Genomic DNA, 26,515 nt, shown 5'->3' with positions numbered 1-26,515 from the left:
AAGAGCAGGTCACCGCGTCACCCCGAACCACGGCCCGAACTCGCTCTCCAGCACGAGCCTGCCGAGCTTGCGGTACTCCTGGTGCACCGCCGCCACCACGTCGGCCATGGCCACCGGGCGGTCGGAGGCCGCCGCCTGGTAGGCCGCGGTCACCGCGCACGCGCGGATCGAGCCGCCCGCGAGTTCGAAGCGCTCCGCGCAGAACGCCAGGTCCACGTCCCCGGCCCGCGGCAGGGCCGGGCCGAGGCAGCGGTCCCACAGCGCCAAGCGGTGCTCCGCGTCGGGCAGCGGGAAGTCCGCGATCACGTCGATCCGGCGGGTGAAGGCCTCGTCCACATTGGACCGCAGGTTGGTGGTCAGCACCGCGATGCCGTCGAAGGACTCCATGCGCTGCAACAGGTAGGCCGACTCGACGTTGGCGTACCGGTCGTGCGCGCTCTGGACCTCCGACCGCTTGCCGAACACCGCGTCGGCCTCGTCGAACAGCAGCACCCCGTGCACGCCCGCGGCCTCGGTGAAGATCCGTTCCAGGTTCTTCTCCGTCTCGCCGACGTACTTGTCCACCACCGTGGACAGGTCCACCACGTACAGGTCCATGCCGATCTCGGCCGCGACGACCTCGGCGGACATCGTCTTGCCGGTGCCCGACTCGCCCGCGAACAACGCCACCACGCCCCGTCCGCGACCGCCGCCGGGGCGCATCCGCCACTCCCCCAGCACACGGTCGCGGTGCCGGGCCCGCACGACCAGCTCGGCGAGCTGCCGCCGGGTCCGCTCGGGCAGCACCACGTCGTCCCAGCCGACGGCGGGCACGATGCGCCTGGCCAGCCGGTCCAGGCCCGCGCCGTTCTGCGCCCGCACCCCGGCACGCACGTGGCGCAGCCCGACCGGCTCGCCCTCCACGGTGGCCAGGTGGCCTGCCACGGCCACCACCCGGTCGATCTCCTCGGAGCCGAGCCGGTAGCCGGCCAGGTTCGGCAGGAACGCGGGTTCGCCGCCGAGCGCGCGCGTCCACCACGAGGCCCGCTCCGCGGGCAGCGGCGACGCCACGGGCACCGACAGCACGGGCCGCGCGGTCCACCGGGGGTCCCAGTGCTGCCTGCTGTGCAGGACCACCGGCAGGTCACCCGCCAGCGCGACCAGCTCGCGCAGGGCCCGCGCCCCGTCGGGCGCCAGCGGCTCCAGCGGGCCGAGCACCACGCCCGCTCCGCGCAGCCGGGCCTCGCGGACCACCGCGGCCAGCTCGGGGCGCTTCCGGTCGGCCAGCGCCGCCACGTCGAGCACCACCGCGCCCCGTCCGGCCGCGGCCAGCGCGCCGACCGCCGCCGGGCCCGCGCCGCCGCCGGTGTCGCGCAGGTGCACCGGGGTGATCCCGGCGCGCAGCCCCGCGCCGAGGCGCTCGGGCAACTCCTCCACGGGGGCAGCGGCCGCGGGCGCGATGCGCGCGAACTCCGCCACCTCCGGGTCGGGCGCGTCGTCGCCGAGCAGGTGGGCCACCACCCGGTCGGGTACGCGCAGCGCCCTGGACAGCGCGGGCGCCGTCGGGTCCTGCACCTCGACCAGGCCACCCGCCACCAGGGGTGCGCTCGCCGCGAGGCGGAACCGCCCCGGTCCGGCGATCGGCTCGCCGCACAACCGGAGCGCCAGGCCCACGGTCGCCCGGCGGCGCGTGACGTCGTCGTTGAGGTAGCCGTAGAGCCGCTCGAAGCGCGGGTCCACGTCGGGCGCCACGGCCACGAGCAGCAACTCCAGGTCGACCGGTGCCAGACCGAAGCCGGCGGCCAGCCGGAGGAGCCGGGGCCCCGCGTCGGGCACGAGCGCGGCCAGGGCGTCCAGTTCGGGGTCGGGCTCGGGGACGTGGAGCGGCGGTTGCCGCGGCGCGGCCAGCACTCCCCGGACGGCCTCGGGGGTGAGGTACAGGCCGCGGTACGGATCGTCCGGCGCGGGGTCGACGGCGCGCAGCGCCGCGACCGCCTGCCGCACCCGCCGCTCGACCGCGCTCAGCCGTGCCCACAGGTAGACCAGGTCGGCGCTTTCCGGGGACGTGGCAGGCCCCGCGTCCTCCTGTGCCGGTCGGACGACCACGCCGGTCATCGGATCGCCCCTCCGCGTCGCCTCCTGGACCCCGGCGCGGGTTTGGGCCTGGTGGCCGCGAACCCGTCACCACCGGCGGTCGTCGGTCCCTCGTAGCGCAGGCGGCGCGCGCGCTCCCCGGACTGCGCCGCCGTCTCCAGCACCACTCCCTCGGTGACCGGCGGGCCGGCCTTGGTCCACTCGCCCGCCAGCGGCGCGATGACCTTCAGGTCGATGGACGGCTTCAGCTCACCGCCCAGCGCCGACCACATCTCCGAGGTCGCCCGCCCGTCCGGCGGCTGGGCCGAGTTCAGCAGGACGCCCAGCCCCAGCTCCGCCAGCGACCCGGTCAGCCACTCGTTCGCCATCCGCTCGACGCGCACGAGGTTCGCCAGCACCTCCGACAGCAGCCGGTGCTCGTCCTGCGGGCGGTTGGTCCACGCCGTCACCAGGTAGGCCAGCTCGAACCACCGCGCCGGGCCGTACCACCCGGTCAGCACGCCCTCGTCGTCGTGGACCTCCACGCCGCCCGCGTGGCGGCGCATCACGTCCTCGCGGATGTCGTGCAGGAACACGTTGACCGTGGGGGCGTTGCGCCGAGCGGCCCAGTCCTTGGTCGGCGCGTCGAACGACAGCTCGCCCCCGCCGCCGGGCACACCCGCCGCGACCAGCATCCGCCGGATCGCCTCGTCCACCTCGTGGATCACGGGCACCTCCTCCTCGTCGTCGGGTTCACCTGCGCGCCACCATGTCCGGCGGCCCGATGGACCCCGGCACGACCAGGAACGGCGTGGTGACGGGGCGGAAGCCGGGGCCGGTCGCGGTGATCGTGCGCGGCCCGGTCTGGTCCTTGGACAGGATCAGCAGCTGCGCGGTGAACCGGCCGTCCGCGCGCGGCGACGTCGGTGCGGCGGAGGCGGTGATGCCGGGCGTCCAGGTCAGCCGGACCGGAGCGCCGGGCGGGAAGTCCACGCCTCGCACCGAGGTGACGAACCCCGGCTCGCCGATCGGTGGCACGGCCACGATCCTCGGCTGGAGCACGGTCATCGGTGCGGCGGCGGTGTTGTCGTTCGGGTTGGCGTCGGTGCCGGTGGTCCGCAGCACGCCGCGCACCTCGGTCCGCACCGCCGCGGTGGGCGCGAGCACCACCTGCACGACCTGGGTGGTGCCCGCCACGAGGTCGGGCAGCACGCAGCTGGTCGGCGCGCACCCAGGGGGCACGGCCGCCACCGGCACCCGCGCGGGCAGCAGGAAGTCCAGTCGCAGCCCGGTCGCCAGGGAATCGCCACCGTTGCGCACGGTGTAGGTGACCACCGCCCGGCCGCCGACGTAGGACGGGGCGGGTTGCACCGAGACGGCCAGGGCGGGACCGGCGGGCGGGACGGGCGGGGGCGGCGGCAGCGTGGTCGTGGTCCGTGTGGTGGTCGGCGTGGTCGTGGTGGTCGGCGGCTCGCCGACGGTCACCACGGTGTTGTCCGCGTTGTCCGACGGCAGCGCGTCCAGCACCGCACCGGCCACCGACGAGTCCAGCCGGTGCGTCCCCGGCACCACGCCCACCACGTCGGCCACCACCTCCACCGACGTGCCGGGGGCCACCACGCCGAGGTCGCACCGCGACTCCTCGACCGCGCACGTTCCGCCCGACGCGCGCAGTCCGACCAGCCGCAGCCCGGTGGGCACGGCCACGGTCAGCACGGTGCCCGGAGAGGCCGCCGGACCGCGGTTGAGCACGGTCACCGGGATCGAGGCGGTCCGGCCCGCGTCGACCGACGCCGCAGGCGGCGCGTCCACCGAGAGGTCGACCGACTGCTGCCAGGTGGGTTCCTTCTGCCTGCCCGGCAGGTGGGTGGCGATCCGGTTCAGGGCCCCGGTGCCGGGGTCGAGCACGGCCAGCTCCTCCGGCGACCGGGCGTCGCCCGCCCGCCGGGTGGTCAGCGCGATCCGGCCGTCCGCGGCGTACGCGGCATCGCGCGGTTGGAACGGCCCAGCAGGGTTGATCACCGGCGCGGCGCACGAGCCGCCGCCGAGCAGCACCTCGCAGTTCAAGTCCGCCAGTCCCACCCGCAGCAAGCCGTCGAACTCGCGGTTGAACACCAGCTCGCGCCCGTCCGGGCTGAACGCCGAGCTGTCGTCGGTGACCGGGCAGTCGCCGCCGCACACCAGCGCGCTCAGATCGCGCTGCTGGTCCAGCGTCCCGGCGCGCGCCGTCCAGATGTGGTTGTCGCGGACCTCGCCGGTGGGTCCGTCGGTGATGATGCCGCGGGTGAACGCGAGCGCGGTCCCGTCCGGCGACCACGCGGGCTGGGTGTCCTCCTGGTCCGAGACCTCCGGCGGCGGCCTCAGCACACCGGCCACGGCGCCCGTGGCGGCCTCGACGACCACGACCCGGCTCTGGCCGCCCGCAGGCCGCAGCCCGCCGGGAGAGCGTCGCGCGAAGGCGATGAACCGGCCGTCGGGCGAGAAGCCCGCGTCGAACTCCCAGTCGGCGGGCTGCCGGTCTGCGACGGGCACCCGGCGCGGGTTGCCCCCGTCCGCGTCGACCAGCCACAGGCGCTGCACCCGTTGGCCACCCTCGTCCTCGAACCGGCTCAGCAGGATCTGCCGACCGTCCGGCGAGTACGACTGGCGGGTCGCCCACGGGTCGAACCCGGCCCGCGGCCGGAACAGCAGGTTCGGGTCGTCGACCGCCTCGGGGTCCTCGCGCAGCACGGTCACACCGAGGTCGCGCGGGTCGGAGCCGTCGGGGCGGATGTCCTGGAGGGTCGCGGTGAACCAGGTGGGAGCGCTGGTGCGGGAGACCAGCAGCCGCGGCACGGAGCCCTCGACCTGCCAGCTCGGGGAACTCAGGTGCCGGTCCTCACCCAGCAGCAGGTCGGGCGGCGCGGTGAGCGGCAGGCCCGGCGTCGTGTCGGCGCGGTAGACCTTCACCGCGTTCGGGTCGGCGGGGCAGCTGCAAACCTGGTCCAGGCTCAGGAACAGCAGGCGCGAGCCGTCGGGCAGCCACGCGGGCCAGTGGCCGCGCCACGCGGCCTGGTCGCCGCCCAGCAACGGGGTGCCGACGCCCGTGCCGGTCAGCACGCGCACCCGCGGCACGTCGCCCACCCGCAGCGTGTAGGCGATGCGGCCGTCGACCGGGTTCCACGCGGGCTCGCCCGCGTCGCCGTTCGGCTCGTCGGTCACCCTGGTGACCGCTCCACCCGCCACCGGCATCCGGTAGACCTCCCGGTCGCCGTCGCGGTCGCCGGAGAACGCGACCTGCGTGCCGTCAGGGGAGAACGTGGGCCACGACTCGTCGGAGTCGGTGTCGGTCAGCCGCCGCGGCTCGCCGCCGTCCACGCCGACCAGCCACAGGTCGCCACGGGAGCCGAACACCACCGTCCGCAGGTCGGGCGACAACTGCGGGTGCGCCGCGTCGTGGCCCTCGGTCAGCGCTCGCACGCCGCCGCCCGCGTCGCGCAGGTACACCTGCGGCCGGGGTTCGTCGCGCAGGCTGGTGAACACCACCAGGTCGCCGCGGGCGGACACGTGGTCGTCGAAGTGGGCGGGCCCCTCGCCCAGCAGGGGCGTGGTCGGGCCGAGGTCGTCCGGCTGCGGGTCGACCACGTGGCCGAGGCTGCGGTGCTCGGTGCCCGCGAAGGCGATGCGGCCGGTCACCGGCTCCCCCGGCTGGGCGGACACCTCCGGCGGGCCGACGACGTCACGCACCACCGCGATCACCCCGCACACCACCACGACCGCCGCGAGCACGGCGAGGGTGCGGGTACGCGCCCTTCTGGACAAGGTTCCACCTCCGGTCACGGACCTGTCGCAAGCGATCGTCGCCGCGCGCGGCGAGCGCCGGGGAGGTCCGGTCGGGCAGGGTCAGGGAAGACCCGTGGGCCGTTCGGGCAAAGGGGAGTCCGGGGCGGCGCTCAGATGAGGCCGTGGCGCATCACGTAGCCCACGGCGTGGGCCCGGTTGCGCAACTGGAGGCGAGTGGTCACCTCGTGCAGCACGTTCTTCACGGTCCGCTCGGAGAACGACATCCGCGCCGCGATCTCGGCGGTGTCGCACCCCTCCGAGATCAGGCGCAGCATGTCCGCCTCCCGAGTGGTCAAAGTGGACAGTGTCGGCCCGTTCGGGTCGAGCACGCTGCGCTGCAACCGGCTCACGTGGTCCAGCAGCAGGCCCAGCAGGTCACCCGGCAGCACCGCCTCGCCCTTGTCCAGCGCGACCGCCGTGGCCACCAAGCGGTCCTGGTCGGCCTCGGCGCGGCGGACCACCGCCGCCACCCCGCAGTCGATGGTGGTCTGGAGCGCGTCCTGGTCGAAGCGGCCCACCACGACACCGGTGCGCGTGCCCGACGAGCGCCGCAACCGCCGCAACAGCGCCGCCGCCGCCTCGTCCACCTCGTCCACCACGACCAGCGCCACCGCCGCACGCTCGCGGTCGTGCGGGTCGAGCACCTCCACCTCCGGACGCGGGCGCAACTGGTACGCGACACCCGTGCGCAGGACCGGGTCCTCGGCGTACACCGCGACCGGGATCCTCGTCATGACAGCCTCCCCTGGCGAGAACCGGATCGACGTGGCGGTCCTCTCACCACCATCCTGCGCACCCGGACCGGGCGCGGGTCGGCGCAGCGACCGCCCGTGCACTTGTTTGCCCCCGGTGTGCCCTTTTCTCCCTGTCTCAACGGGTTCCGCCCTGCCTACCGTTCGACCGGTGACCACAACGACCGAATTCGGTCTCCCGACCGTGGTAGTCACCCCCGGTTCGGAGGCGAGCACAACGTTGACGGTGCGCAACGACAGCGACATTGTCGAGGCGTACGAGTTCGAGGTGGTGGGCGAGTGCGCACCGTGGACCTCCGTCGAGCCCGCGCGGCTCTCGCTGTACCCCGGCACGTCCGACCAGGTGGCCGTCCTGCTGCGTCCGCCGAGGTCGTCGGAGGTGCGCGCGGGTGAGGTACCGCTGGGCGTGCGCGTCCTCCCGGCGGAGCGCCCGGAGTCGGTGGTGGTCTCCGAGACCACGGTCGTGGTCGAGCCGTTCCTCCAGCAACACGCCGAGCTGGTGCCCGAACGCCGCCGAGCCTGGCGCAGCGCGCGTTTCCACGTCGAGGTGCACAACGACGGCAACACCCCGATCACGGCGGCCCTGGTCGCGGCCGAGTCCGACGACCAGCTGCACGTCACCGTGCCCGCGGAGCCCACGACCGTGGACCCTGGGGTGCGGGTGGAGCTGCCGGTGCGGGCGCGCGTCGGCAAGGTGCTGTGGTTCGGTTCGCCGCTGGCCTGGCCGGTGCGGCTGACCACGACCTCCACCGCCGCCTCCGCGGTGCTGCCCGCCTCCGGCGAGGCCGCGCAGTCCGAGGAGCTGGAGGGCGAACTGCTCCAGCTCCCGGTGTTCCCCAAGTGGCTGCTGGCGCTGCTGGCACTGCTGCTGGCGCTGCTGCTGGCGTGGCTGCTGCTGGTGCGTCCCGCGGTGCGGAGCGCCGCGCGCGAGGCCACCGACGACCGGGCCGGGGAACTGGTGGAGGCGGGCAGGCAGGAGGCCGCCGCTGCCCAGAACGAGCAGCCGCAGCAACGACAACAGGGTGGCGAACAGCCCCCGAGCGGTCAGCAGCAGGAACAGCAGGGGCAGCCGGGACAGCCGGGGCAGCGCGATGCCGTTGGCGGCGAGCAGAGCTCCAACACCATCGAGGTTCGCACCAACACCGGCGACCAGGGCACCGGCAGCTACGTCGTGCCCGCCGGGAAGGTCTTCCGCATCACCGACCTCGTGCTGGCCAACCACCAGGGCGACGAGGGCGTGCTGACCATCGCCTTCGGCGAGCGCACGGTGACCACCATCGCGCTGGAGACCTTCCGCAACCAGGACTACCACTGGGTGACGCCGATCGACGTGCCGGAGAACAGCACGGTGAGCGCGACCGTCAACTGCGCCCGGCCGGGCACTCCGGCCAGCGGCCAGCAGGCGCCGAACTGCCTGCAACTGCTCAACGTCAGCGGCGCGCTCGCGGACGTGCCGCAGGGCTGACCGGTCGCGAACCCGCGGTGGTCCGGACCCGCGGCGGGTCGGGTGCCGCGGGTCCGGCGTTCGCGGCCCGGCAGACCCTCGACGTGCTCACCGGTCACGTCGGGATCGGCCGGACCGCGTCGACGACCCGGCCGACCACGTCGATCCCCGGTGCCACCGCTCGTGGTCCGCAACCACGACCCGCGGCCGAACTTCTCGACGACCGCCACGGTGATCCGCGGCTTCCGCCGTCCCGCCGCCATCGCCGCACGCCGTCGCCACCACGGGCAGCGCCCGTCCCACCGCGCGCCCCCGCGCCGTCACCAGGTGATCACCCGTCAGGTCGGCGCGTGGCGCGGTGACAGGCCGGTGCGGACTCCCGTTCCCACCGCCGGACACCGCCCGGAGGGCCGGTCAGTCGCGGCGGCGGTTCCACTCGTCCAGCAGCGCGTCGATCCAGGCGCCGAGCAGCTCGGCCGTCTCGCGGTCGCCGCAGAGCAGGTGGTGGTGCAGTTCGGCGCCCGCGTCCGCCAGTTCGACGCACAGGTCGAGCGCGCCGAGGTCGAGTCGGCCGAGGTCGGACTCGCTGACAGGCGGTTCGGGCATCGCGGGCTCCGACGCGTCCGGTCCGGGGCAGGTCATCGCGGGCGCCCGGAGTTGCGTCCCGCGATGCGCAGGGCCTCGATGTACTTGGGCAGCTCGACCAGAGCCCGTTCCCAGCTCTCGGAGTTGAGCTGCCCGGCGAACACCGAGTCGACCACGAGCCGGTCCACGTCGGGCGCGACGTCGTCCCCGGACACGTCGCGCAGCTTGCGCGACAACTCCAGCCTGCGCAGCCGCGACCGCACCTCGTCCAGGGTCCGCTCCAGCTCGCCGATCACACCCCGCGCCTGGTCGGGGTCCAGGACCAGCCACCCGCGTCGGGCGAGCTGGAGGAACAGGTCGCCCGCGAACCGCTCCGGGGGGAGGGCGCGACCCACGTCACCAGTCTCCCCATCGGACCACACGTCCATCACGCCCTCCGCGCGGGAACCGGTCATCCCAAGGATCCCGATCCCCAGGTTCGCCCCGTACCAGGGATGTGCCCCGACCCCATCACACCGCGCGCGGTAAAGAGAAGCCCAGGCCGCACGGTGTGCCTGTCCTTACCCATGTTCTGCCCGCGGGGCAGCGCGATCCGCCGCACCGGTGCACTGCTCCTCACCGCGGGCTTCGATGCCGAGGCCCGGCTGTGGACTGCGTCGACCCCGTCGTCGTCCGCCGCGTCGAGCGTCGTCTCCGGGCACACCAACACGGTGTGGGCTGGCGCTTTCCGCCCGCACGGGCACGTCCTCGCAACAGCCTTCGAACCCGTGGGCACCACCCGGTCGACCGCCACGTCCGGCTGGTGCCCCGGTGTTCCGCTGGTCGAGCAGGTGGCTTCTTCACCATTGATTCCTCACGGCTCGTCCGTCGATCGTGAACAACCCCGCGTCGGTAGACCTTTGGTGCCGCGGACGGCTGAACCGGGCCGCTGCTCGGACCAGCTGACGAGGAACACCTGACGAAGGGGGACAGATGAGGGCACCTTGGTGCGAGCACTTCTCGCATCGAGCGCTCGTCCTGCTGGTGTCCGGAACCGCGCACCACGGCCCCGTCCGGCACGAGATCTCGTCCGACGAGACCGTGGCCCCCGTCAACTGCTCCTGCGCGGCCCAGGCGGTCGCGAACGGCGAGGTCGCCGGATCACGTCGCACACCGGGGCGCGATTCCGGATCGCCCGCGCAATGGCTCGGGTTCGCGGCACACCGGAGATCCCGAGGGGGGATCCGAGCCGCCGCACAGGCGGCAACCACGAGTTGTACGAACAAGGGGAGATTTCGGCATGTCGAGCACCAGACGAACATCGATGATCTTGCTGGCCCTCGTGGGCGTGCTGAGCGGGATGCTCAGCGGCACGGCGAGCGCGAGCGAGGACGGGCCCGCGGAGGCGTACGCGCGCATGGTCCAGTCCGGCCGGTTGTCCGCGGCGGATCGCGAGATCCTGCTGCGCAGCCCCGAGATCGCGCGGACCGTGGTCGATCCGGGCAGGACGACGGTCGAGCAGCACGTGCGACCGGCCGACGGGAACGAGCCCGGCGTCCAGTCGGGGTGCTGGATCGGGGAGGCGTCGGTCGACGGGTACTACGTCCTGGGCGAGTGGGCGTTCACCTTCACCTACCGGGTCGACTGGTGCGAGGACGCCAACGTCGTCCTCGGGGTCCACTACCGACAGGGCAGTACCCGGCTGAACACCTTCATGAGGGACAGGGGCGTCTCCGAGAACTGGGTCACCCCCACACCGTCCCGCACCGTGACGACCAAGTGGAAGCAGCACGTGGAGAACTGCCCGTTGTTGTTGCCGTGCACGTGGAGCAACTACCCGTACGTGGTCTGGCACCTGACCGCCGACCCGTTCGGGACCGACTGGAGCGAGCGGGGGATCGAGGGCTGATCTCGGTGCCTGCCGCCCGTCTCGGCTGGCGGCAGGCACCGGCCGCGCACCGGTGGTGCGGGAAGGACCGGTCGGCGGGTCCCGCGTTCGAGCGCGGCTCACCTCTCACCGCGAGATGGAGATGTTGAACGTCGCGGTTCCCAGGGCCCTGACGGTCGCGAAGAACAACGGGGCGGCGTGCTCGGTGGCCAAGGCGGTGTCGACGCCGCCCAGGTCCAGGACGCTGCTCCCTGGCCATCCCAGGTCACCGAGCAAGCCCGTGACGACGGTCTTGGCCGCGCTGTCGTCGCCGCTGACGAAAACGGTCGCCCTGGGAAGCGACGCCAGCGGGTCGACCATGATGGTGAAGTTCATCGTGTTGAGCGTCTTCACGACACGGGCACGGGGGAACCGTGCCTGCACCTGCTGGGCCACGCTGTCGCCGGGGTAGGCCATCGCCATCCCGGGGGTGAAGGCGGCCGAGGGGTCGAGCACGATCCTGTCGGCCAGCACGTCATCCCCGATCTCCTCCAGGGCACCGAGCACGGCCGTGCCCGGGATGGCGGTGACGACCACGTCGCTGGACGCGACGGCCTCGCGCGGGCTGAGCGTTCCCGCTCCACCCGCGCGCGTCCGTGATCCGTGGACGACGTGGTGACCGGTGGACGCCAGTCGTGTCCCCAGTGCCGTACCGACCTTGCCCGTGCCGAGGATCGCGATTCTCATGGGTTCTTCCTGTGGTGGTTCGGACGGTCGAGCGACGAGGAGCCGGACGTCCCGGCTACTTGGTTTCGACCTTCGCCAGGGGCGTCTTCCGGGTTTCCAGGGCTTTCACGGCGATGTCCCAGGACGTGTCGCCGGGGAACAACCGGGACCGCAGGTAGGCCCACACCAGCGCCCGCAGCGCGGCGACCCGTTCGGGGTTCTCGTCGGAGGTCTCCGCGGCGTCGTAGCCGGAGATCCCGCCGAACAGGTGCTGTGCGCCCAGGAAGGTCAGCAGCGTCTTGTTGCCGCCGGGGCTGTGGGTGTAGGCGTCCCAGCGGTAGCTGAGCCGGGAGGAGAAGTGGGGGTTCAGGTCCTCGTCGCCTGCGATGACGAGCGCGGCGCCGGTCATCTGCCCGAAGTCGATGAAGTTCATCATCGGGTAGTGCTCGGCGGCCCACGGCGAGAAGTGCTCGTCGGCGATGCCCGGTCCCCCGATCACGACGCCTGCCTTGACCCTGGGATCGGAGAGGTCCTTCTCCCGAGGGTCGTTCGGGTCGAGCACCCGCGAGCCCAGCAGCAGCGAGACCGTGTGCCCACCGGCCGAGTGCCCGACCGCGGCCACCTTCTCGGTGTCGACACGGCCCGGCAGCCCCGGAACCGCGGCGAGGACCTCCTCCAGGTGGTCGAGGACGACGTGCATGTCGGTGGCGCGGTCACGCCAGAACAGCGACGCGTCGGGCAGGTCCTGGTCGCGCAGCCCGAGCACCGTGGAGTCCAGGTGCGTCGGCTGGACGACGACGAACCCGTGAGCGGCCCAGAAATCCGCGACGGGGCCGTAGCCGCGCAGCGAGGAGAGGAAGTTGGCCATGCCGTGCCCGTGCGAGAGCAGGATCACCGGCAGGTCGGTCCCGGTCACGGGCGCCGAGACCTTGATCTCCAGCGGCACGGGCCTGCCCGGTACCTCCAGCGAGACGGGGCTGTAGCTGACGAGGGGGGTGGGGTCGCTGACCGGGAAGCCTGCGGCGTCCGCGTAGGACACGCTCATGGTTGTTCCTCTCGGGCCGTTCGTCCGTGAAGCCGTTGCTCGACGGACTCGGTGGGTGATCGACTTCGACCACCCGGCAAAGATTGCCATGGACGGCAAGTTTGCACAAGGAGGCATTTTAGCTATGGAGTGCATGTATGCTGGGGCCTGCGCGGGCGGTGACCAACGGAGTGCGGGGAGTGCGACGGTGACCAGTGGCGGTCCAGGACTTCGGGAACGGTCGAAAGCACGACGCCGGCGGCTGATCCTGCACACGGCCCTGCGCCTGTTCACCGAACACGGGTACGAACGGACGACGATCGCCGACATCGCCGAGGCGGCCGAGGTCGCGCCGCGGACCGTGACGGGCTACTTCCCGTCGAAGCTCGACTTCATCACCGAGTGGCCCGCGTCCATCGAGCGGCGGGTCATCGCGCTGCACCAGGAAGATCCCACCGTGGAGTTCATCGATCTGGTGGACAGGTGGTGGCACGACCTGCGCGACAACGTCGACCAGGAGGAAGCCGCACTCACCCGCGCCATGGCCCTGGCCAACCCCGGCGTGGTCGCCATGGCGGAGGCCGAGGTCTCACGACGAACCCCCGGAACAGGCTTCCCCTTCGACGGGAACGATCGCGACGACCTGTTCGGAGCCGCGGGTCGAACCGCGATCAGGGGCGTCAACCACGTGTTCCTCCGCGGCGTCGCCGAGGGCCGCATGACCGACGAACTCCACGACGACCTGCTGCGCCTGATCCGCGCCATCGCCGACAGCACCAACGTCGGCCACGGCTCGCTCAAGCTGGACCCCTAGCCGGAGCGTCGCGCCCCCAGTTCCCGGTCGCGGCCGAGTTCGCGCGACAGGGGTTCCCCCCGCTCCGAGACCAGGCCGGCGGACCGGGACCCGCCGCACCGCGAGGGCCGCCGCGGTCGATCTTCGCAGCCGGCCCTCGCGGTGAGGTCTCAACGGGGTTCGGCGGGCGGTCGGCCGGAACGGGCCGGCACGGTCTCGCACCAGCAGGCCGTCCTCGGTCCGCGCACCGCCACCGCCCACTACGGCGGCTCCATCACGGCCTCACCCCCACCGTGCTGGACGACCCACGACCCCGAGGTGGTCCGCGGCGCCCTCAAGCGCCAGGGCGAGACCCGGACCCGGTGATCCGCTCGACCAACTCGTCGCGGTAGGCCTGGGCGTCCCGCAATTCCGGTTCGGAGCCGTCGGTCCGCGCGAGCGCGCCTTCGAGGATCCTCAACGCCTGCCGCTCGTCGCCCTTCGCGTCCGCCAGCCGTGCCGCGTTCTCCACGGCTTTCGCGAGCTTGGTGCGCGCCTCGGGTTCCTGGGCGGCCTTGTGGATCCGGATCCAGTTGCCGCCCGGATCGACGACGGTGAACCCGGTGTACCGGTCGTTGCGCAGCCGGGGCCTGGTCATGCGCGGGATGCCGGAGATGAGCAGTTTTCCGTGCACGGACCGCATCCCCGCCGCGAAGGCCTCGAACAGCTCGCCGGTGTCCTCCACGATGACCAGGCACGTGCTGTACGACTGCGCCGGGTCGTAGTCGTCCATCCCGAAGAAGTGCAGGTTGATGTCCTCCCGTCGCACGGCGACGTGCGGGTTCGGCCGCGTCTGCCGATAGGTGACCTCGAAGCCGAGCATCTCGTAGAAGGACGTGATCTCGTCGATGGACGGACAGGGCAGGAGCGGGATCGTCAGTTCGTTCGCCACCGCTCGAAACTAAGTCCGGCCCCGCCGAAACGACACGGAGGTATTTGCTCAAGCGAACAGCAGGACGACTCCCCGGCGACGACACCCCAGGGCCGCGTCCGCTTTTTCGCAGCGGACTCGACCAGCCCCAGCCCGTCGGGCCGCGCCGCTACACGGCTTGGGCGGTGGAGAGCGGTGCGCCACCGAGGATCCTGTCGCGCAGCTCCGCGGGCGTCAGGGCGGCGTCGGCGAGCGGCCCCGAGAACGCGGTGGCCGCCGCTACCGCGAAGAAGGTGGCTCGACGGCGGCGAGCACCACCTCGCGCACGAGGAAGTGGATTGCCGAAGGGTGAGCTGGTCGGGACTTTCGGCGCACCGCATCGTCCGATGCTCGCCGCGGGGGAACCGGTAGCCGCGGGCCAACGACCCATCTCCGTGGCGAGAAGCGCCAGAACCGGGTGGAGTCGCGACCTCGTCGCACCCCGTCACAGCGGACGGCGCAACCCGTCCAGCACGAGGGTGATCACACCGTCGGCCTCGACCCGCCACCCAGGGCGGTCGTGGGCCGCACTGATGCCGTGCAGCGCCATCATCACGGCACCGGCGTCCACGTCGTCGCGCACGGTGCCCTCCCGCACGGCGGCGGCCACCAGGTCGGTGACGGCCCGCTCCAGCTCCCGACTGCCTTCGGCGAGGGCGTCCGAGCGGGTGGCCATGAGCGTGGACAGCGTCCGGGCCAGGCCTACGTGGGCGGCTATGTGGTCGACCATGCCGCGCAGGAAGGCCGCCAAGGCCTCCGCCGCGGGCAGCACGGCCCGCAACTGGCGGAGACGGTCGCACAGCGCGGCGATCTCGCCGTGGTAGACCGCCTCGGCCAGCGCCTCCCGCGTGGGGAAGTGGCGGTACAGCGTGCCCGTGCCCACGCCGGCCAGACGGGCGAAGTCGTCGAAGCGCAGGTCGAAGAAGCCACCGGCGTCGAAGACCTCACGGGCCGTGGCGAGCAGGGCGTCGCGCTTGCGCTGGGCATCGGCCCGGAGCGGCTTGTCGACGGTCATGCGCTACCTCGCGTTGACAAGTGGAGATGGCCTCCATGTTCTCGGTAGAAGTGGAGATGTTCTCCACTTAGATGGTACCCCACGAGCGCACGAGGAACGGTGGGCGTCCATGGGCCATCCAGGGCTACATGGCCGACCTCATCGCGGAGAAGGAGGAGAACCCGCCGGACGACCTGCTCGGGCGGCAGATCGTCGAGCTGCGCGCGAACGGCACCTACCGGAGGTCGGCACTGGTCAACACGGGCTTGCTGCTGCTCGTCGCAGGCCACGAGACGACGGCGAACATGATCTCGCTGTCGACCGTGGCGTTCCTGCGCAACCCGGAGCAGCTCGCGATGATCAAGGCCGACCCGGCCAAGACGCTCAACGCGGTCGAGGAGATGCTGCGGTACTTCACGATCATCGACGTGGGGACGGCCCGGCTGTGCGTCGAGGACGTCGAGGTCGGCGGGCAGCTGATCCGCGCGGGCGAAGGCGTGCTGGCGCTGGGTCATTCGGCCAACCGGGACCCGCGGGCGTTCGAGGACCCGGACGACCTCGACATCGAGCGCGTCGCCCGCCACCACGTCGCGTTCGGTTTCGGGCCGCACCAGTGCCTGGGCCAGAACCTGGCCCGGATGGAGCTCCAGATCGTGTTCGGCACGCTGTTCCGACGCGTCCCCGGCCTGGAGCTGGCGGTGGACGTCGACGAGCTGCCGTTCAAGGACGACGCGAACGTCTACGGCCTCTACCAGCTCCCGGTGACCTGGTAGAGGACGAACCGCCGTCCCACCTCAGCAGGAGCGGCCCATGAAGATCACCGTGAACGGCGGCGAGTGCGTCGGTGCCGGACAGTGCGTGCTCACCGGGCCCGCGACGACTCACCCTGGCGCGTGACACCAAGCAGGAACTCACCACCGCCAGCGACGCGGTCACGCCACGTCCGACCGGACCGCCTCCTCCACCGCACCCACCACGGTGAAAACGCGGTCCAGGTCGGTGAGCTTGATGGGCCTCAGCACGCGCCGGTCGGAGGCGACGACCACCAAGGACACCCGGTGCTCCTGGCAGCGTTGACGGGCGGTCAACAGCGAGGAGATGCCCATCGAGTCGAAGAACGTCACGTCGGTCAGATCGGCCACCACGATCTCCGGCGCGGTCACGGTCGCCGCGGCCTCGGCGAGGGCTGTGTCCATCAGGTCGACGGTGTCCAGGTCGACTTCACCCACGATGTGCACGACCAGCGCGTTGTCGAGTTTTTCACTGCTCACCGTCAGTGCCTCGTCGTCCATCCCGCGGTCCTCCGATGCCTGGGTTTGGTCGCACCCGCGCAGGTCGCGGGTGCGAGCAAATCAGGTGGCTGGCTGTGGTAGCCGCCCGATCCGGAAGTGCACACAACGTCGCTCCGACCGTACTCGGTGACCCTCGACCACGCAGCCCCGGTCGGGTCGTTCGTTCATTCGCCCTCGGATTCACCTCCCCCACGCCGAAGGAGAAACACGGTGAGTGACCGCCAGCGCCGCGAGACGATCCGTCAGGCCCCGACAAGGCCCGATCGTGGCGTGATGTGACGCGGTACCCGGCGCAGGGGCGCGCCGGCACCCACCGAAGGTCTGTAACAGGTCCCCCACCGCGGCCGACAACGATCATGCCGCACTCCCCCTCCTGACATGAGGTTCCTCCATGACCACACCTGGCCGGCAGGCGCCGAAGCGGCCCGCACCCGTCAACGGCGACGAGCCGACCGCGAAGCGGGCCAAGCTCGATCCCACCGCAACGCAGGCCGACGTGGTCATGATCCCGGAAGAGATGCCTGACGGCGGCTTCCCGGTTCTCGACGGCCTCCCGGAGCCGGTGCGCACCAGGGTCGAGGGATATGCGAAGCGCCTCCTCGGCCACCTGCACACCCGGCCGGAACTGGTCGACGAGCTCCACCACCGCTACGCCGCCGCAGCCGCGGAAGAAGCGGGCGACAAAGAGCTCGGCGAGCAGGTCGACACGTCCGGTTCCCTGACCACGACCAAGGCCGTCGAGAAGAAGGTCGCCGACAAGGTCGAGCAGGAGGCCGGGGCGAAAGCGCTGTCGCACACCGCCAAGGGGAAGTGGCTGGACAACGGCGTCGCCTCCGGTGCGGTCCCGAAGAACAACATCCGGGACCGCCAGCTGGCGAACCAGATCTCGGCCGTCGTGCTCCAGACCGACGGCAAGGGTTCGTCGGAGATCGAGGTGATGCTCATCAACGGACGGATGCTGATCAGCGCCAACGAGAAGGCGGTGGTGGCGAACCTGCACGGCAAGCGGCTCGGCGACATGATCGACGGGCTCAACCACGCCCAGCTCAAGCCCCACGTCAAGTCCAAGGCGCGCAAACTCGCGGACCTCTACGACGTGCTGCACGGCCGGAACTGCCCGAACGGCGAGAAACGCCTGGCCCAGATCGCGGTGGACTGCCTGATCTGGCCGAAGCAGCAAGAACCGGTCAAAGCCGCGTTGGCGACGTTGCTCGCGGACGCGCCCATCGTCAACGGCGGCCCCCCGGCGAACGCGGCGGCCGCCCTGGTGGCCACGCGCCACGCAGGGCACGTGATCGCGGTCGACGGTGAGGACGCCGCAACGAAGAAGCAGGTCTCCCAGAAGGGCCCGGACGGCAAGGTCGCCAAGGACTCGATGGGCAAGACGGTCATGGTCACCGTCGCCGCACGGACCCCGAAGTCGCACGCGGAACAGAACTTGGTGCTGACCCAGGTGCTCGCCGAGCACACCGGCCCGTCGGCGGTGGCGGGCGGGAAACGGCCCTGCACGGTCTGCTACCTGTCGTTGAGCCTCGTGCGCAACCAGGGTTTCGCCGACCTGCGGTTCAGCAACCGCTCCGGTGGCTTCTGGAAGACCACGACGGTCGGCGCCCTGACCACGATCGCCAAGGCGCTCCGCATGGACAAGGACGCGATGGTCATGGCGTTGGACCAGATCCCGTTCAGCACCCACTACGTGACCGACCTCGACCGCCTCGCGGCCAGGAGCACGCCGGTGGCCCGGCTGCGGGACGCCCTCTCCCTCTACAACACGAAGACGGTGTCGCCGTCGCAGAGCCAGGTGGACGAGGACTTCATCGTCGACGAGTCCGAGCACTCCGAGTCCGAGCACGCCGAGTCCGCGAGCGAGGACGAGGACTGGTTCGGCGAACACAGCGAATCGGACGAGGCCGTGGAGGCAACCGACGGAGCCGAAGGAGAGCCCGAGGACGAACTCGACGACGAGGAACTCGACGACGTGATCGACCTCGAAAAGGTGGAGTAGGGCTCCGGACCCGGTGCGCGTCCGCGGTCGCCTGGCTTCAGGATGGTCTGGTCCACGATCCGCACGGCGAACTCGCGGGGCACGTCGTGTTCCTCGGAGGCGACCCTCGGGGCCACGAGCTCGATGTTGTTTCTCCCTGAAGGTCGGAAGCCGACCGCGCTGGAGAGGGCGCTCGGTCGGCGAGGTGTCCACGTCATCGAACCACCTGACCTACGAGCCGACCGACGTCGAAACGGGCCCACCGCGGGAATTCCGCGGTGGGCCCGTCGTTCACGGTGTTCAACAAACGTGGTCGTACCACGCGTTGTGAACGTCACCGGCCCCGCCGATGTCGTACGTCCCGTACGTCGGGATCTTCTTCCACCCGTCCGGCCCACCACTACCGGCCGGGTAGTGGTCGACCCAGATGAAGATGCAGGTGGTGTCGCAGTGCGAGTACCACGCCGTCCAGACATCCTTGTAGAAACCGCACACCAGGACATCCTGGTCGTCGGTCGCGGCCTGGACGGGCTGTTGGACCGAGATCTCCTGCGACACCTGCTGGACGGGGACCTCCTGATCAGCCGCCTGACCAGGGGCCACGGTGTAGAAGACCGCCAGCAACATTCCCGCGATCACGACACCGACACGTTGGAGTTGGCGCATCTGGGGACACCCACCTTCCTGAAATCGAGTCCCGATCAGGAACTCGTCGATTGACCGCCCCAGTTCTACGCGACCGGCATTCTTTACGGTCGACCCGCGGACATGAACAACCAATCCGCGAGATCACTGCCTGGTGACCTGCCTGGATGAATGCCCACTGCTACCACCGATGCAGACCCACCAAGTCGGCGACCAGCTACCACCCTCGAACCAGCAACACCTCGCCCTCAGTGCACGACCCCGACATTCGCAGCGCTTCTAGAGGTTCCCGTGCGACGGCTGTTGGTGAATCCTGAATTCGGGAACACCGGCGAGTTGAACTCGGAACATGATGTGGCTCCGGCGGAGATCACCTCCATCTGCTCCAGACCACTTCCACCACCCGGTCGCCGCCGTTCTCGAACTCCTCAGGAAATCCCACGCAGAGACGGTTCTCGACAACCACGCCACCACGACAAAACAAACACCGCCCCACGTGCCGAACCCCCCTCCGCGGCCAAGGAAAAACCGCACCACAGCAACTGAGGACCGTGCGACCCACCTGGCCATCCGTCGATGCGGGGGAACACGGTCGCTAGGGTTCCGCGGGTGCCGTTCACCCTTGCCCACCCCGCGGCGATCCTCCCCTTCTCCCGTGGTCCGCTGGTTCCGTCCGCACTGGTGATGGGATCGATGGCGCCGGACCTGACGTACTACGTCCCCCTGCCGTGGCTCGATCCCACCGGCACGCTGCTCACCCGCACCCACCACGCGTCGTCGGTGTTCTGGCTCGACCCGTTGCTCGCCCTGGTCCTGCTCGTGGTGTTCCACGTGCTGCTCAAACGGCCCGTGGTGGCGCTCCTGCCCCCGGCCGCCGCGGGGCGCGTGTGGCGGTCCGCGGAGCGGTTCACCTGGCGGCGGGCAACCGCGGCGTGGTGGATCGCCGTTTCACTGGTGATCGGGGCAGCGACTCATGTGGCGTGGGACCGCCTGGGCGGCGCGTTCGGTGAGGATCACTCGCCAAAACTGGACCTGGCCGGCGGTGTACTGGGTTTCGCCGCGCTCCTCGTCTGGACGTGGCGCTGGTGGCGGGCGACGTCGACGCAACCGATCCCGACCGGTCTGCGGCTCCCGGCTCGGCTCCGCACGGTGGTCTGGAGCGCAGTGGTGGCAGCGCCTCTGGTGCTGGGCACTATCGGCGCGGTGAGCGGGGTCCGGCAACTCATCGCGGCCGATGAGATGGACCACTCCGACCTCCCGCCCGACATCATTCCGCCGACGTGGACCGGGAAGGACATGGCGGAGCTCGCGGTGAGGCAGTTCGCCGTGAACGGTGTCGCCGCCCTCTGCGTCGTGCTGGCGATCTACGCCGTTGGCTGGCACCTGAGCCGTCTTGCCACCCGTGGGCGTGGCTCGACCGGACCAGGTCCGGGAGGTGGGGCGCCGCCGCCACGCGACGTCCCGCGATCCTGCTGACGATGACCTCGCAACCCGGTCAGGCAGGGAGCCGCCTCATCCTGCGCAGCCGTTGGCTTCGCCGTTCAGGCCACGTCCGACCGAACCGCGTCCCGCACCGCACCCACCACGGGACCGGCACCGAGGCTCCGCGCCAACGGGAATGGCGACGAGCGTGTTGTGGTCCGGTGGCGGACACGACGGGTCCCCGAACGGCGGCCAGCCATGCGGGTGACCGAAATACAGTTCACACCGATGTTTGTCGCTGGGCCGATCGGATCTGTCACGGAGAGTCCCAACGGCCCAGCAGAAGAGGCTTTCAGCCTAGTCAAAAAGGTCTTTTGGCCACTGCCTGAAACTCTTCCCCGCGCAGAGCATGTATGCCCGATCACCATCCAATTTCCACAAGGAAGCGATCGGAAAGCAAATGCCTTCGCGCAACGATCCGGCCCTGCTCAACGATCGAGAAGAGGCATACATCCGCGATAGAGGCGGCACTGCCCAGAGTTAGCCGCCGAAATGGAGTTGCTCATGCGCAGGAAGTTTTATCGACGATTACTCAGATCGGTGGGTGCCGTCGCGGCGGCCCTGACCTTCATGGTCGCGGGCGCGACACCGGGATGGGCGGTGGCCCCGGCCAACGACAACTTCGCCAACGCCCAAGCCGAGACCGGCTCGTTCACCGACAGCCTCAACACCGCCGACGCGACCACCGAGTCCGGCGAGCCGCTGAACCCCTCCTGTACGGCCTTCACCCTTGAGCACACGGTGTGGTACGGGTTGACGGTCAGCGCGGGCTCCGGAGTTGTCGCCAGCACGGCGGGATCGGACTTCGACACCGTCCTGGCCGTCTACACCGGCGCGAGCCTAGGATCGCTCTCCGAGGTCGCCTGCGACGATGATGTCAACTTCCCGGACCTCACATCCCGGGTGGAGTTCACCGCGAGCACGTCCACGACCCACTGGATCCAGGTAGGTGGTCTCGACACCACTGCCTCCAGCGGCAACCTGGCCCTCGACGTGATCGTGACCCCGCCGGCGGGTGCGGACATGTCGGTATCGATAGCCGAGTCGGCCGACCCGGTCGCGCTGGGCGGCGACAACCTCACCTACACCCTCAACGTGGCCAACTCCGGCCCCTCCGGAGCGACCGGGGTCACCGCCAACACCGCCTTCTCCGGCGCGTCGGCGGGCATCGTGTCCGCCACGTCCAGCCAGGGCTCGTGCGGCATCAGCGCCCCCAACGTCAACTGCTCGCTCGGCGCGGTCGCCGCGTCCGGCTCGTCCACCGTGACCATCACCGTCACCCCCGCCGCGACCGGCACCATCACCGCCACCGCGACCGTGGACGCCACCGAGAGCGACCCGACGCCGGGCAACGACACCGACGCCGAGTCCACCGCGGTGAACAACGCGCTGGGCTGCACCATCGTGGGCACCAACGCGGGCGAGACGATCACCGGCACCAACGGCGCGGACGTGATCTGCGCGCTGGGCGGCAACGACACCATCAACGGCCGCAACGCCAACGACACCATCTACGGCGGTCCCGGCAACGACTCCAGCTACGGCGAGGACATCCTCGGACTGCTGGACAACGGCGCCGACACCCTCTACGGCGGACCGGGCAACGACACCCTCGACGGCCAGAACGGCAACGACACCCTCATCGACCACGACGGCGCCGACACCCTGTCCGGCAGCCTGGGCAACGACACCGTCGACACCCAGGACGGTGTCGGCGGCGACACCGCCAACGGCGGCCTGGGCACCGACACCTGCACCACCGATCCCGGCGACGCCACCTCCGGCTGCTGAACCACCCCCACACCCCGCCGCCCTGGCCACCCGCCAGGGCGGCGGGCCCCCACCCGAACGCCCCCGGAACGCCACCCGGAGATCACCCCGCAACCTCGGATCGCGTACGAGCGGCTCCACCTGACCGACGCTGCCCACCACACCCAGCTCACCGCGTCGACCGCGGCCGTGACGGCGTTGATCCCCGCGGCCGTCACCAGCGTCAGCGGCGAGCACTGGAACACCACGTCCGCTTCTCTCCACAAAGGACCCCAGTCTGGGTTGAGGTGCGCCGGAGTGACGTCGTCGTGGTCGGCGGCCAAGGTAGGCGGCAGGGTGGTGGTGTCGTCGTCCCGGATGGACATTCCGAGCCCGGAACCGTTGTCCCGGCCACTGTGCGCGGTTCCCAGATCGTCGACGACCGTGATGGCGCCCTGATCGCCGGGCTCGAGTCGGGTGTGCGCGTCGGTGGTGCTCACCAGTTCGACGCGGTCTTGCGGTGTGCACTCGCCCGCCTCCGCCCCGCCGCGCCTGACCCGCCGGCGGGGGCCGGCCTTCCGGCTTGACCTGGAGCGCGCTCCAGGTCCTAGCGTCGGAGGCGTTCGCCAGCCCGCCAAGCACCGTCCGGTTCGCCGGGCAGGAGGAGTACCCGCGCATGATCACCCGAACCACGCTCGGCTCGCCCGGTCTCACCGTCAGCACGATGGGCCTGGGGTGCATGGGGATGAGCGAGAGCTACGGCGCCGCCGACTGGGACGGCGGCCTGGCCACCATCGACCGGGCCCTGGAGCTGGGCATCACGTTCCTGGACACCGCCGACGCCTACGGCACCGGGCACAACGAGGTGCTGGTGGGCCGGGCCGTCCACGGCCGCCGGGACCAGGTGCGGCTGGCCACCAAGTTCGGCATCGACCGCAGCGCCGGCGACCGGGCACGCCGCATCCGCGGTGCCCGCGACTACGTGCTGCGCGCCTGCGACGCCTCGCTGCTGCGGCTGGGCGTCGAGGTGATCGACCTGTACTACGCCCACCGCCCGCCCCAGGACGTGGAGATCGAGGAGACCGTCGGGGCGATGGCCGAGCTGGTCGAGGCGGGCAAGGTCCGCCACCTGGGCCTGTCCGAGGTCAACGGCGAGTTGCTGCGCCGGGCGCACGCGGTGCACCCGATCACCGCGGTGCAGAGCGAGTACTCGCTGTGGACCCGCGACGTCGAGGCGGTCACCCCGGTGATGGCCGAGCTGGGGGTCGGGCTGGTGCCGTACTCGCCGCTGGGGCGGGGGTTCCTGACCGGCACCCTGGACCGCTCCACGCTGGGCGAGAAGGACCTCCGGCGCACCAACCCCCGCTTCGCAGGCGAGGCGGGCGAGGCCAACGAGAAGATCGCGCACACCGTGCGCGAGGTGGCCGACCGGCTGGGTGCCACCCCGGCCCAGGTGGCGCTGGCCTGGGTGCACGCCCAGGCCGAGCGGCTCGGGGTGGCGGTGGTGACCATCCCGGGCACCCGCAGCCCGGCCCGGCTGGAGCAGAACGCGGCCGCGCTGGAGCTCACCCTGGACGCCGAGGCGCTGGCCGCGCTGGACCCGCTGAGCGACCAGGTGGTGGGCGAGCGCTACACCCCCGCGCGCACCGCTGAGATCGCTCGGGATTAGCCGGTGGGCTCGACGCGCCCGCGAAGTGGTCGATCGTCGGGCGGCGAGCCGGTGTCCTCATCATCGCTGTCGTCCTCGGGGTCGCAGACGAAGGTGCACAGCGCGGTCCCACCGGGACGGGTCTCTTGGCAGAGCAGCGAAACGGCCGGCATGACCGCGATCAGCGCGCTGACCGGGTCGACCGGTCGGCGGTGTGACTCCGGGACTGCTGCCAGGTGTCCGCCGGCCCGGCTGGGAACCGTCCTCCGAGGAGGGTGTCGGCCGGGGAAGCCGGGTAACTCCGGCTGCCGCTTCATCCGCGCGACGAAGCCGGTCGTTCTTCAGCGTTGAGCGCTGGACGTGGGCCGCGGTGAACACAACTGGTTCCGGAGATCACGGTTGGCGCGGCGGAGTTTCGCGTTCCGGGCGGCAACTGGTCGTAGCGGCTCGACGTGCGCGGACCTGGAGCTGGTGGGGTGGTCCGGGCTGCGCCGATCTCGCCGGCGACGTCGGGGAAGTTGCGCCGGAACGTGGTACTGCTCAGTCCGAACCGGCGGGCGAGCGCGAGGACGCTGGGGCGGTTCCGTTCTCGTCGCAACGGCCGGTGAACTCGGCGAGGGCCTTGTGAACCTGTGCCTTGGTGGGCAGGACTGCGTGCCGGCACGGGCGTAGGCGAACTCGGTTCGCAGGGTTTTACCTGCCGAAAACTCATCCGTCCAGGTGACAGCGAGTCCACAAGGACCGGTGCACGGATGCAGTCGTGATCATGCCGCGGCGGATGAGCACGGCATGATGACCAGCCGTGCTGCTTCGGCCTGCCTACCTCAGCGCGACCAACGCGTTCGCCCCACCACACCTGCTGCCCATGAGCGGCCGGGACGAGGACGTGAAACCCTGGTGCCACGACACCAGGATTTCACGCTGAAACGCCAACCGGGCAACACCCGGCCGCGGTTCTCCCCCACCATCGCCTGGTCGGCGAACCGAGCCGAACCACACCCGGAGCCGCTGATGACCGTCGTTCCCACCACCCTCTCCCCCGCCGCGGTGACGCATGGCTGACGCCGGGCGGCGCGTTCGACTGCTGGACCGGGGGTCGTGGCCCGAGACCCAGCGCGTCGCGGAGATCCTCCGCAAGGAGACCGTGGGCGGTGTCCTGCTCCTCATCGGCGCCGTGCTCGCACTCGTGTGGGCGAATTCGCCCTGGTCCTCCGCCTACGAGGCGTTGCGTGACGTGCGGGTCGGCCCTGCCGCGCTGCACCTGGACCTCACCCTGGCGACGTGGGCCGGGGACGGCCTGCTCGCGATCTTCTTCTTCGTCGCCGGCCTGGAGCTCAAACGCGAGTTCGTCGCGGGCGACCTGCGCGACCCGCGCAGGGCCGCGGTGCCGGTCGCCGCCGCCGTCGGCGGTGTCGTCGCGCCCGCCCTGATCTACACCGCGGTCAACCTCGGCAACCCGGCGGCGTTGAGCGGCTGGGCGATCCCGACCGCCACGGACATCGCCTTCGCGCTGGCCGTGCTGGCCGTGATCGGCCACCACCTGCCGTCCGCGCTGCGCACGTTCCTGCTCACCCTGGCGGTCGTGGACGACCTGCTCGCCATCGTGATCATCGCCGTCTTCTACACCCGCGAACTCTCCATCATCCCGCTGGCACTGGCTCTGCTCCCGCTCGCGGTGTTCACCTTCCTGGTGCAGCGCCGGGTGCGGTCGTGGTGGCTGCTGCTCCCCCTGGCCGCGACGACCTGGGCGCTGGTGCACGCCTCCGGCATCCACGCCACCGTCGCCGGGGTGCTGCTCGGCTTCGCCGTCCCGGTCATCCGCAAGCACGGCACCGGGCCAGGCCTCGCCGAGCACTTCGAGCACCGGTTCCGGCCGATCTCGGCCGCCGTGGTGGTCCCGGTGTTCGCGTTCTTCGCCGCCGGCGTCACCGTCGGCGGCTTCGGCGGCCTGCTCACCTCGCTCGCCGACCCGGTCGCGCTGGGCATCGTGCTGGCGCTCGTGCTCGGCAAGACGATCGGCATCACCGGCGCGACCTACCTCGTGGCCCGGTTCACCCGCGCGGAACTGCACGACGACCTCGCCTGGACCGACGTCATCGGCCTGGCCGTGCTGGGCGGGATCGGGTTCACCGTCTCCCTGCTGATCGGCGACCTCGCCTTCGGCGCCGGCAGCGAGAGCGACGAGCACGCCAAGATCGCGATCCTCGTCGGCTCCCTGCTCGCGGGGCTGATCGCCACGGTCGTCCTGCGCGCCCGCAACCGGGTTCACCGGCGGATCTGCGCCGAGGAATCGGTCGACGCGGATCAGGACGGGATTCCCGACGTGCACCAACGCGAGGACTGACGGCCTCCGGCTCAGTGGCCGCGCACCGGTTCGCGCGTCCAGTCGGTGTCACGGAGCGGGAGTCCCCGCTCGGTGCACGCCCTCACGAGCGTCGACCGCGGCGGTGACGCCGTTCTCACGGCGTCGCGGCTGCTGGTCGCCGCGGGCATGGTCGACCGGCGGCAGAACCCGGCCACGCGCCGTGAGGTGGTGCTGGGGCTGACCGCCGCGGGACACGAGGTCGTGCGCGGTGCCACCGAGCGGCGGCGGTCCGAGATCGCCGAGATCGTGGCCCGGATGCCCCAGTCCACGCGGCACGGCTTGGTCGAGGCGCTGCTCGCCTTCACCGAGGCGGGGGACGAACCGTCCGCGGGCGCCGTACCGGGCGATGTGGGGTGGTTCTGA

At 71.3% G+C, this 26,515-nt stretch carries 21 protein-coding genes and 2 pseudogenes; 10 read left to right on the top strand and 13 right to left on the bottom strand.

The genetic code is table 11. The features are described 5' to 3' along the window. Positions 1 to 9: 9 nt before the first annotated feature. The 4 genes from AC156L_RS14975 to AC156L_RS14960 form a co-directional block, all read right to left on the bottom strand. On the bottom strand, positions 10 to 2,094 hold the full coding sequence (locus AC156L_RS14975; protein ID WP_330876450.1) for an ATP-binding protein: 2,085 nt from the start codon (positions 2,092 to 2,094) through the stop codon (positions 10 to 12). Further along, positions 2,091 to 2,780, bottom strand: coding sequence for a Pvc16 family protein (locus tag AC156L_RS14970; protein WP_330876451.1), 690 nt, complete (start codon positions 2,778 to 2,780; stop codon positions 2,091 to 2,093). Before AC156L_RS14970 ends, AC156L_RS14975 begins: the two co-directional genes overlap by 4 nt. Positions 2,781 to 2,805: 25 nt before the next feature. Further along, positions 2,806 to 5,853 carry a hypothetical protein gene (locus AC156L_RS14965; protein WP_484406936.1) on the bottom strand — a complete coding sequence of 1,016 codons (3,048 nt, stop codon included), beginning with the start codon at positions 5,851 to 5,853 and terminating at the stop codon, positions 2,806 to 2,808. A 131-nt stretch (positions 5,854 to 5,984) separates the two neighbouring features. Beyond that, positions 5,985 to 6,608: a helix-turn-helix transcriptional regulator gene (locus tag AC156L_RS14960; RefSeq protein ID WP_330876453.1), complete on the bottom strand. Its 624-nt coding sequence runs from the start codon at positions 6,606 to 6,608 to the stop codon at positions 5,985 to 5,987. Positions 6,609 to 6,852: 244 nt separating this feature from the next. Here AC156L_RS14960 and AC156L_RS14955 point away from each other — a divergent pair, with 244 nt between their 5' ends. Further along, positions 6,853 to 8,091, top strand: a complete 1,239-nt coding sequence (locus AC156L_RS14955) for a COG1470 family protein (protein ID WP_330876454.1) — start codon at positions 6,853 to 6,855, stop codon at positions 8,089 to 8,091. 393 nt (positions 8,092 to 8,484) lie between these two features. Here the strand turns inward: AC156L_RS14955 and AC156L_RS14950 are convergent, their stop codons facing one another. Then, complete coding sequence (locus tag AC156L_RS14950) at positions 8,485 to 8,676, bottom strand: hypothetical protein (protein ID WP_484406935.1); 192 nt, start codon at positions 8,674 to 8,676, stop codon at positions 8,485 to 8,487. A 32-nt stretch (positions 8,677 to 8,708) separates the two neighbouring features. Beyond that, entirely contained in the window at positions 8,709 to 9,050 is a 342-nt protein-coding gene (locus AC156L_RS14945) for a hypothetical protein (protein WP_330876456.1), read from the bottom strand. A 908-nt stretch (positions 9,051 to 9,958) separates the two neighbouring features. Between AC156L_RS14945 and AC156L_RS14940 the strand changes: the two genes are divergently transcribed. Continuing rightward, positions 9,959 to 10,543, top strand: coding sequence for a hypothetical protein (locus AC156L_RS14940; RefSeq protein WP_330876457.1), 585 nt, complete (start codon positions 9,959 to 9,961; stop codon positions 10,541 to 10,543). A 105-nt stretch (positions 10,544 to 10,648) separates the two neighbouring features. Here AC156L_RS14940 and AC156L_RS14935 read toward each other — a convergent pair whose 3' ends face one another. After that, the gene (locus AC156L_RS14935; protein ID WP_330876458.1) at positions 10,649 to 11,248 is read right to left on the bottom strand and encodes an NADPH-dependent F420 reductase; all 600 of its coding nucleotides are present in this window, start codon (positions 11,246 to 11,248) and stop codon (positions 10,649 to 10,651) included. 55 nt (positions 11,249 to 11,303) lie between these two features. After that, positions 11,304 to 12,272, bottom strand: coding sequence for an alpha/beta hydrolase family protein (locus AC156L_RS14930; protein WP_330876459.1), 969 nt, complete (start codon positions 12,270 to 12,272; stop codon positions 11,304 to 11,306). Positions 12,273 to 12,327: 55 nt separating this feature from the next. Between AC156L_RS14930 and AC156L_RS14925 the strand changes: the two genes are divergently transcribed. Next, positions 12,328 to 13,065, top strand: a complete 738-nt coding sequence (locus tag AC156L_RS14925) for a TetR/AcrR family transcriptional regulator (RefSeq protein WP_330876460.1) — start codon at positions 12,328 to 12,330, stop codon at positions 13,063 to 13,065. 313 nt (positions 13,066 to 13,378) lie between these two features. Here AC156L_RS14925 and AC156L_RS14920 read toward each other — a convergent pair whose 3' ends face one another. Continuing rightward, the gene (locus tag AC156L_RS14920; RefSeq protein ID WP_330876461.1) at positions 13,379 to 13,975 is read right to left on the bottom strand and encodes a VOC family protein; all 597 of its coding nucleotides are present in this window, start codon (positions 13,973 to 13,975) and stop codon (positions 13,379 to 13,381) included. A gap of 463 nt (positions 13,976 to 14,438) precedes the next feature. Continuing rightward, a complete protein-coding gene (locus AC156L_RS14915) occupies positions 14,439 to 15,008 on the bottom strand; it encodes a TetR/AcrR family transcriptional regulator (protein ID WP_330876462.1) in 570 nt (189 codons plus the stop codon). Positions 15,009 to 15,124: 116 nt separating this feature from the next. Between AC156L_RS14915 and AC156L_RS14910 the strand changes: the two are divergent. Beyond that, positions 15,125 to 15,760: pseudogene (locus AC156L_RS14910) on the top strand (cytochrome P450); the annotation flags it as partial. A gap of 159 nt (positions 15,761 to 15,919) precedes the next feature. Here the strand turns inward: AC156L_RS14910 and AC156L_RS14905 are convergent. Further along, positions 15,920 to 16,279: an STAS domain-containing protein gene (locus AC156L_RS14905; RefSeq protein WP_330876463.1), complete on the bottom strand. Its 360-nt coding sequence runs from the start codon at positions 16,277 to 16,279 to the stop codon at positions 15,920 to 15,922. A gap of 391 nt (positions 16,280 to 16,670) precedes the next feature. Between AC156L_RS14905 and AC156L_RS14900 the strand changes: the two genes are divergently transcribed. Then, complete coding sequence (locus AC156L_RS14900) at positions 16,671 to 18,284, top strand: hypothetical protein (protein ID WP_330876464.1); 1,614 nt, start codon at positions 16,671 to 16,673, stop codon at positions 18,282 to 18,284. Between the two features lie 279 nt (positions 18,285 to 18,563). Here AC156L_RS14900 and AC156L_RS14895 read toward each other — a convergent pair whose 3' ends face one another. After that, positions 18,564 to 18,929, bottom strand: a complete 366-nt coding sequence (locus AC156L_RS14895) for a DUF6355 family natural product biosynthesis protein (RefSeq protein WP_330876465.1) — start codon at positions 18,927 to 18,929, stop codon at positions 18,564 to 18,566. A 588-nt stretch (positions 18,930 to 19,517) separates the two neighbouring features. On the opposite strand from AC156L_RS14895, the gene AC156L_RS14890 reads away from it, so the two are divergent. After that, positions 19,518 to 20,384, top strand: a complete 867-nt coding sequence (locus AC156L_RS14890; protein WP_484406933.1) for a DUF4184 family protein — start codon at positions 19,518 to 19,520, stop codon at positions 20,382 to 20,384. Between the two features lie 510 nt (positions 20,385 to 20,894). After that, complete coding sequence (locus AC156L_RS14885; RefSeq protein ID WP_330876467.1) at positions 20,895 to 22,181, top strand: calcium-binding protein; 1,287 nt, start codon at positions 20,895 to 20,897, stop codon at positions 22,179 to 22,181. 344 nt (positions 22,182 to 22,525) lie between these two features. Here AC156L_RS14885 and AC156L_RS14880 read toward each other — a convergent pair. Continuing rightward, positions 22,526 to 22,639, bottom strand: a pseudogene (locus tag AC156L_RS14880) (DUF4314 domain-containing protein); the annotation flags it as partial. Between the two features lie 176 nt (positions 22,640 to 22,815). Here AC156L_RS14880 and AC156L_RS14875 point away from each other — a divergent pair. From AC156L_RS14875 to AC156L_RS14865, 3 genes are all read left to right on the top strand, one after another. Then, positions 22,816 to 23,808 carry an aldo/keto reductase gene (locus AC156L_RS14875; protein WP_330876468.1) on the top strand — a complete coding sequence of 331 codons (993 nt, stop codon included), beginning with the start codon at positions 22,816 to 22,818 and terminating at the stop codon, positions 23,806 to 23,808. Between the two features lie 1,033 nt (positions 23,809 to 24,841). Continuing rightward, positions 24,842 to 26,131 (top strand): Na+/H+ antiporter NhaA, encoded by a 1,290-nt coding sequence (gene nhaA, locus AC156L_RS14870; protein WP_330876470.1) that lies wholly within the window; start codon positions 24,842 to 24,844, stop codon positions 26,129 to 26,131. Between the two features lie 72 nt (positions 26,132 to 26,203). Beyond that, a complete protein-coding gene (locus AC156L_RS14865) occupies positions 26,204 to 26,515 on the top strand; it encodes a hypothetical protein (RefSeq protein WP_330876471.1) in 312 nt (103 codons plus the stop codon).

The sequence above is a fragment of the Umezawaea sp. genome, from assembly GCF_057122925.1.
This window is presented reverse-complemented; position numbering and strand designations above follow the sequence as displayed.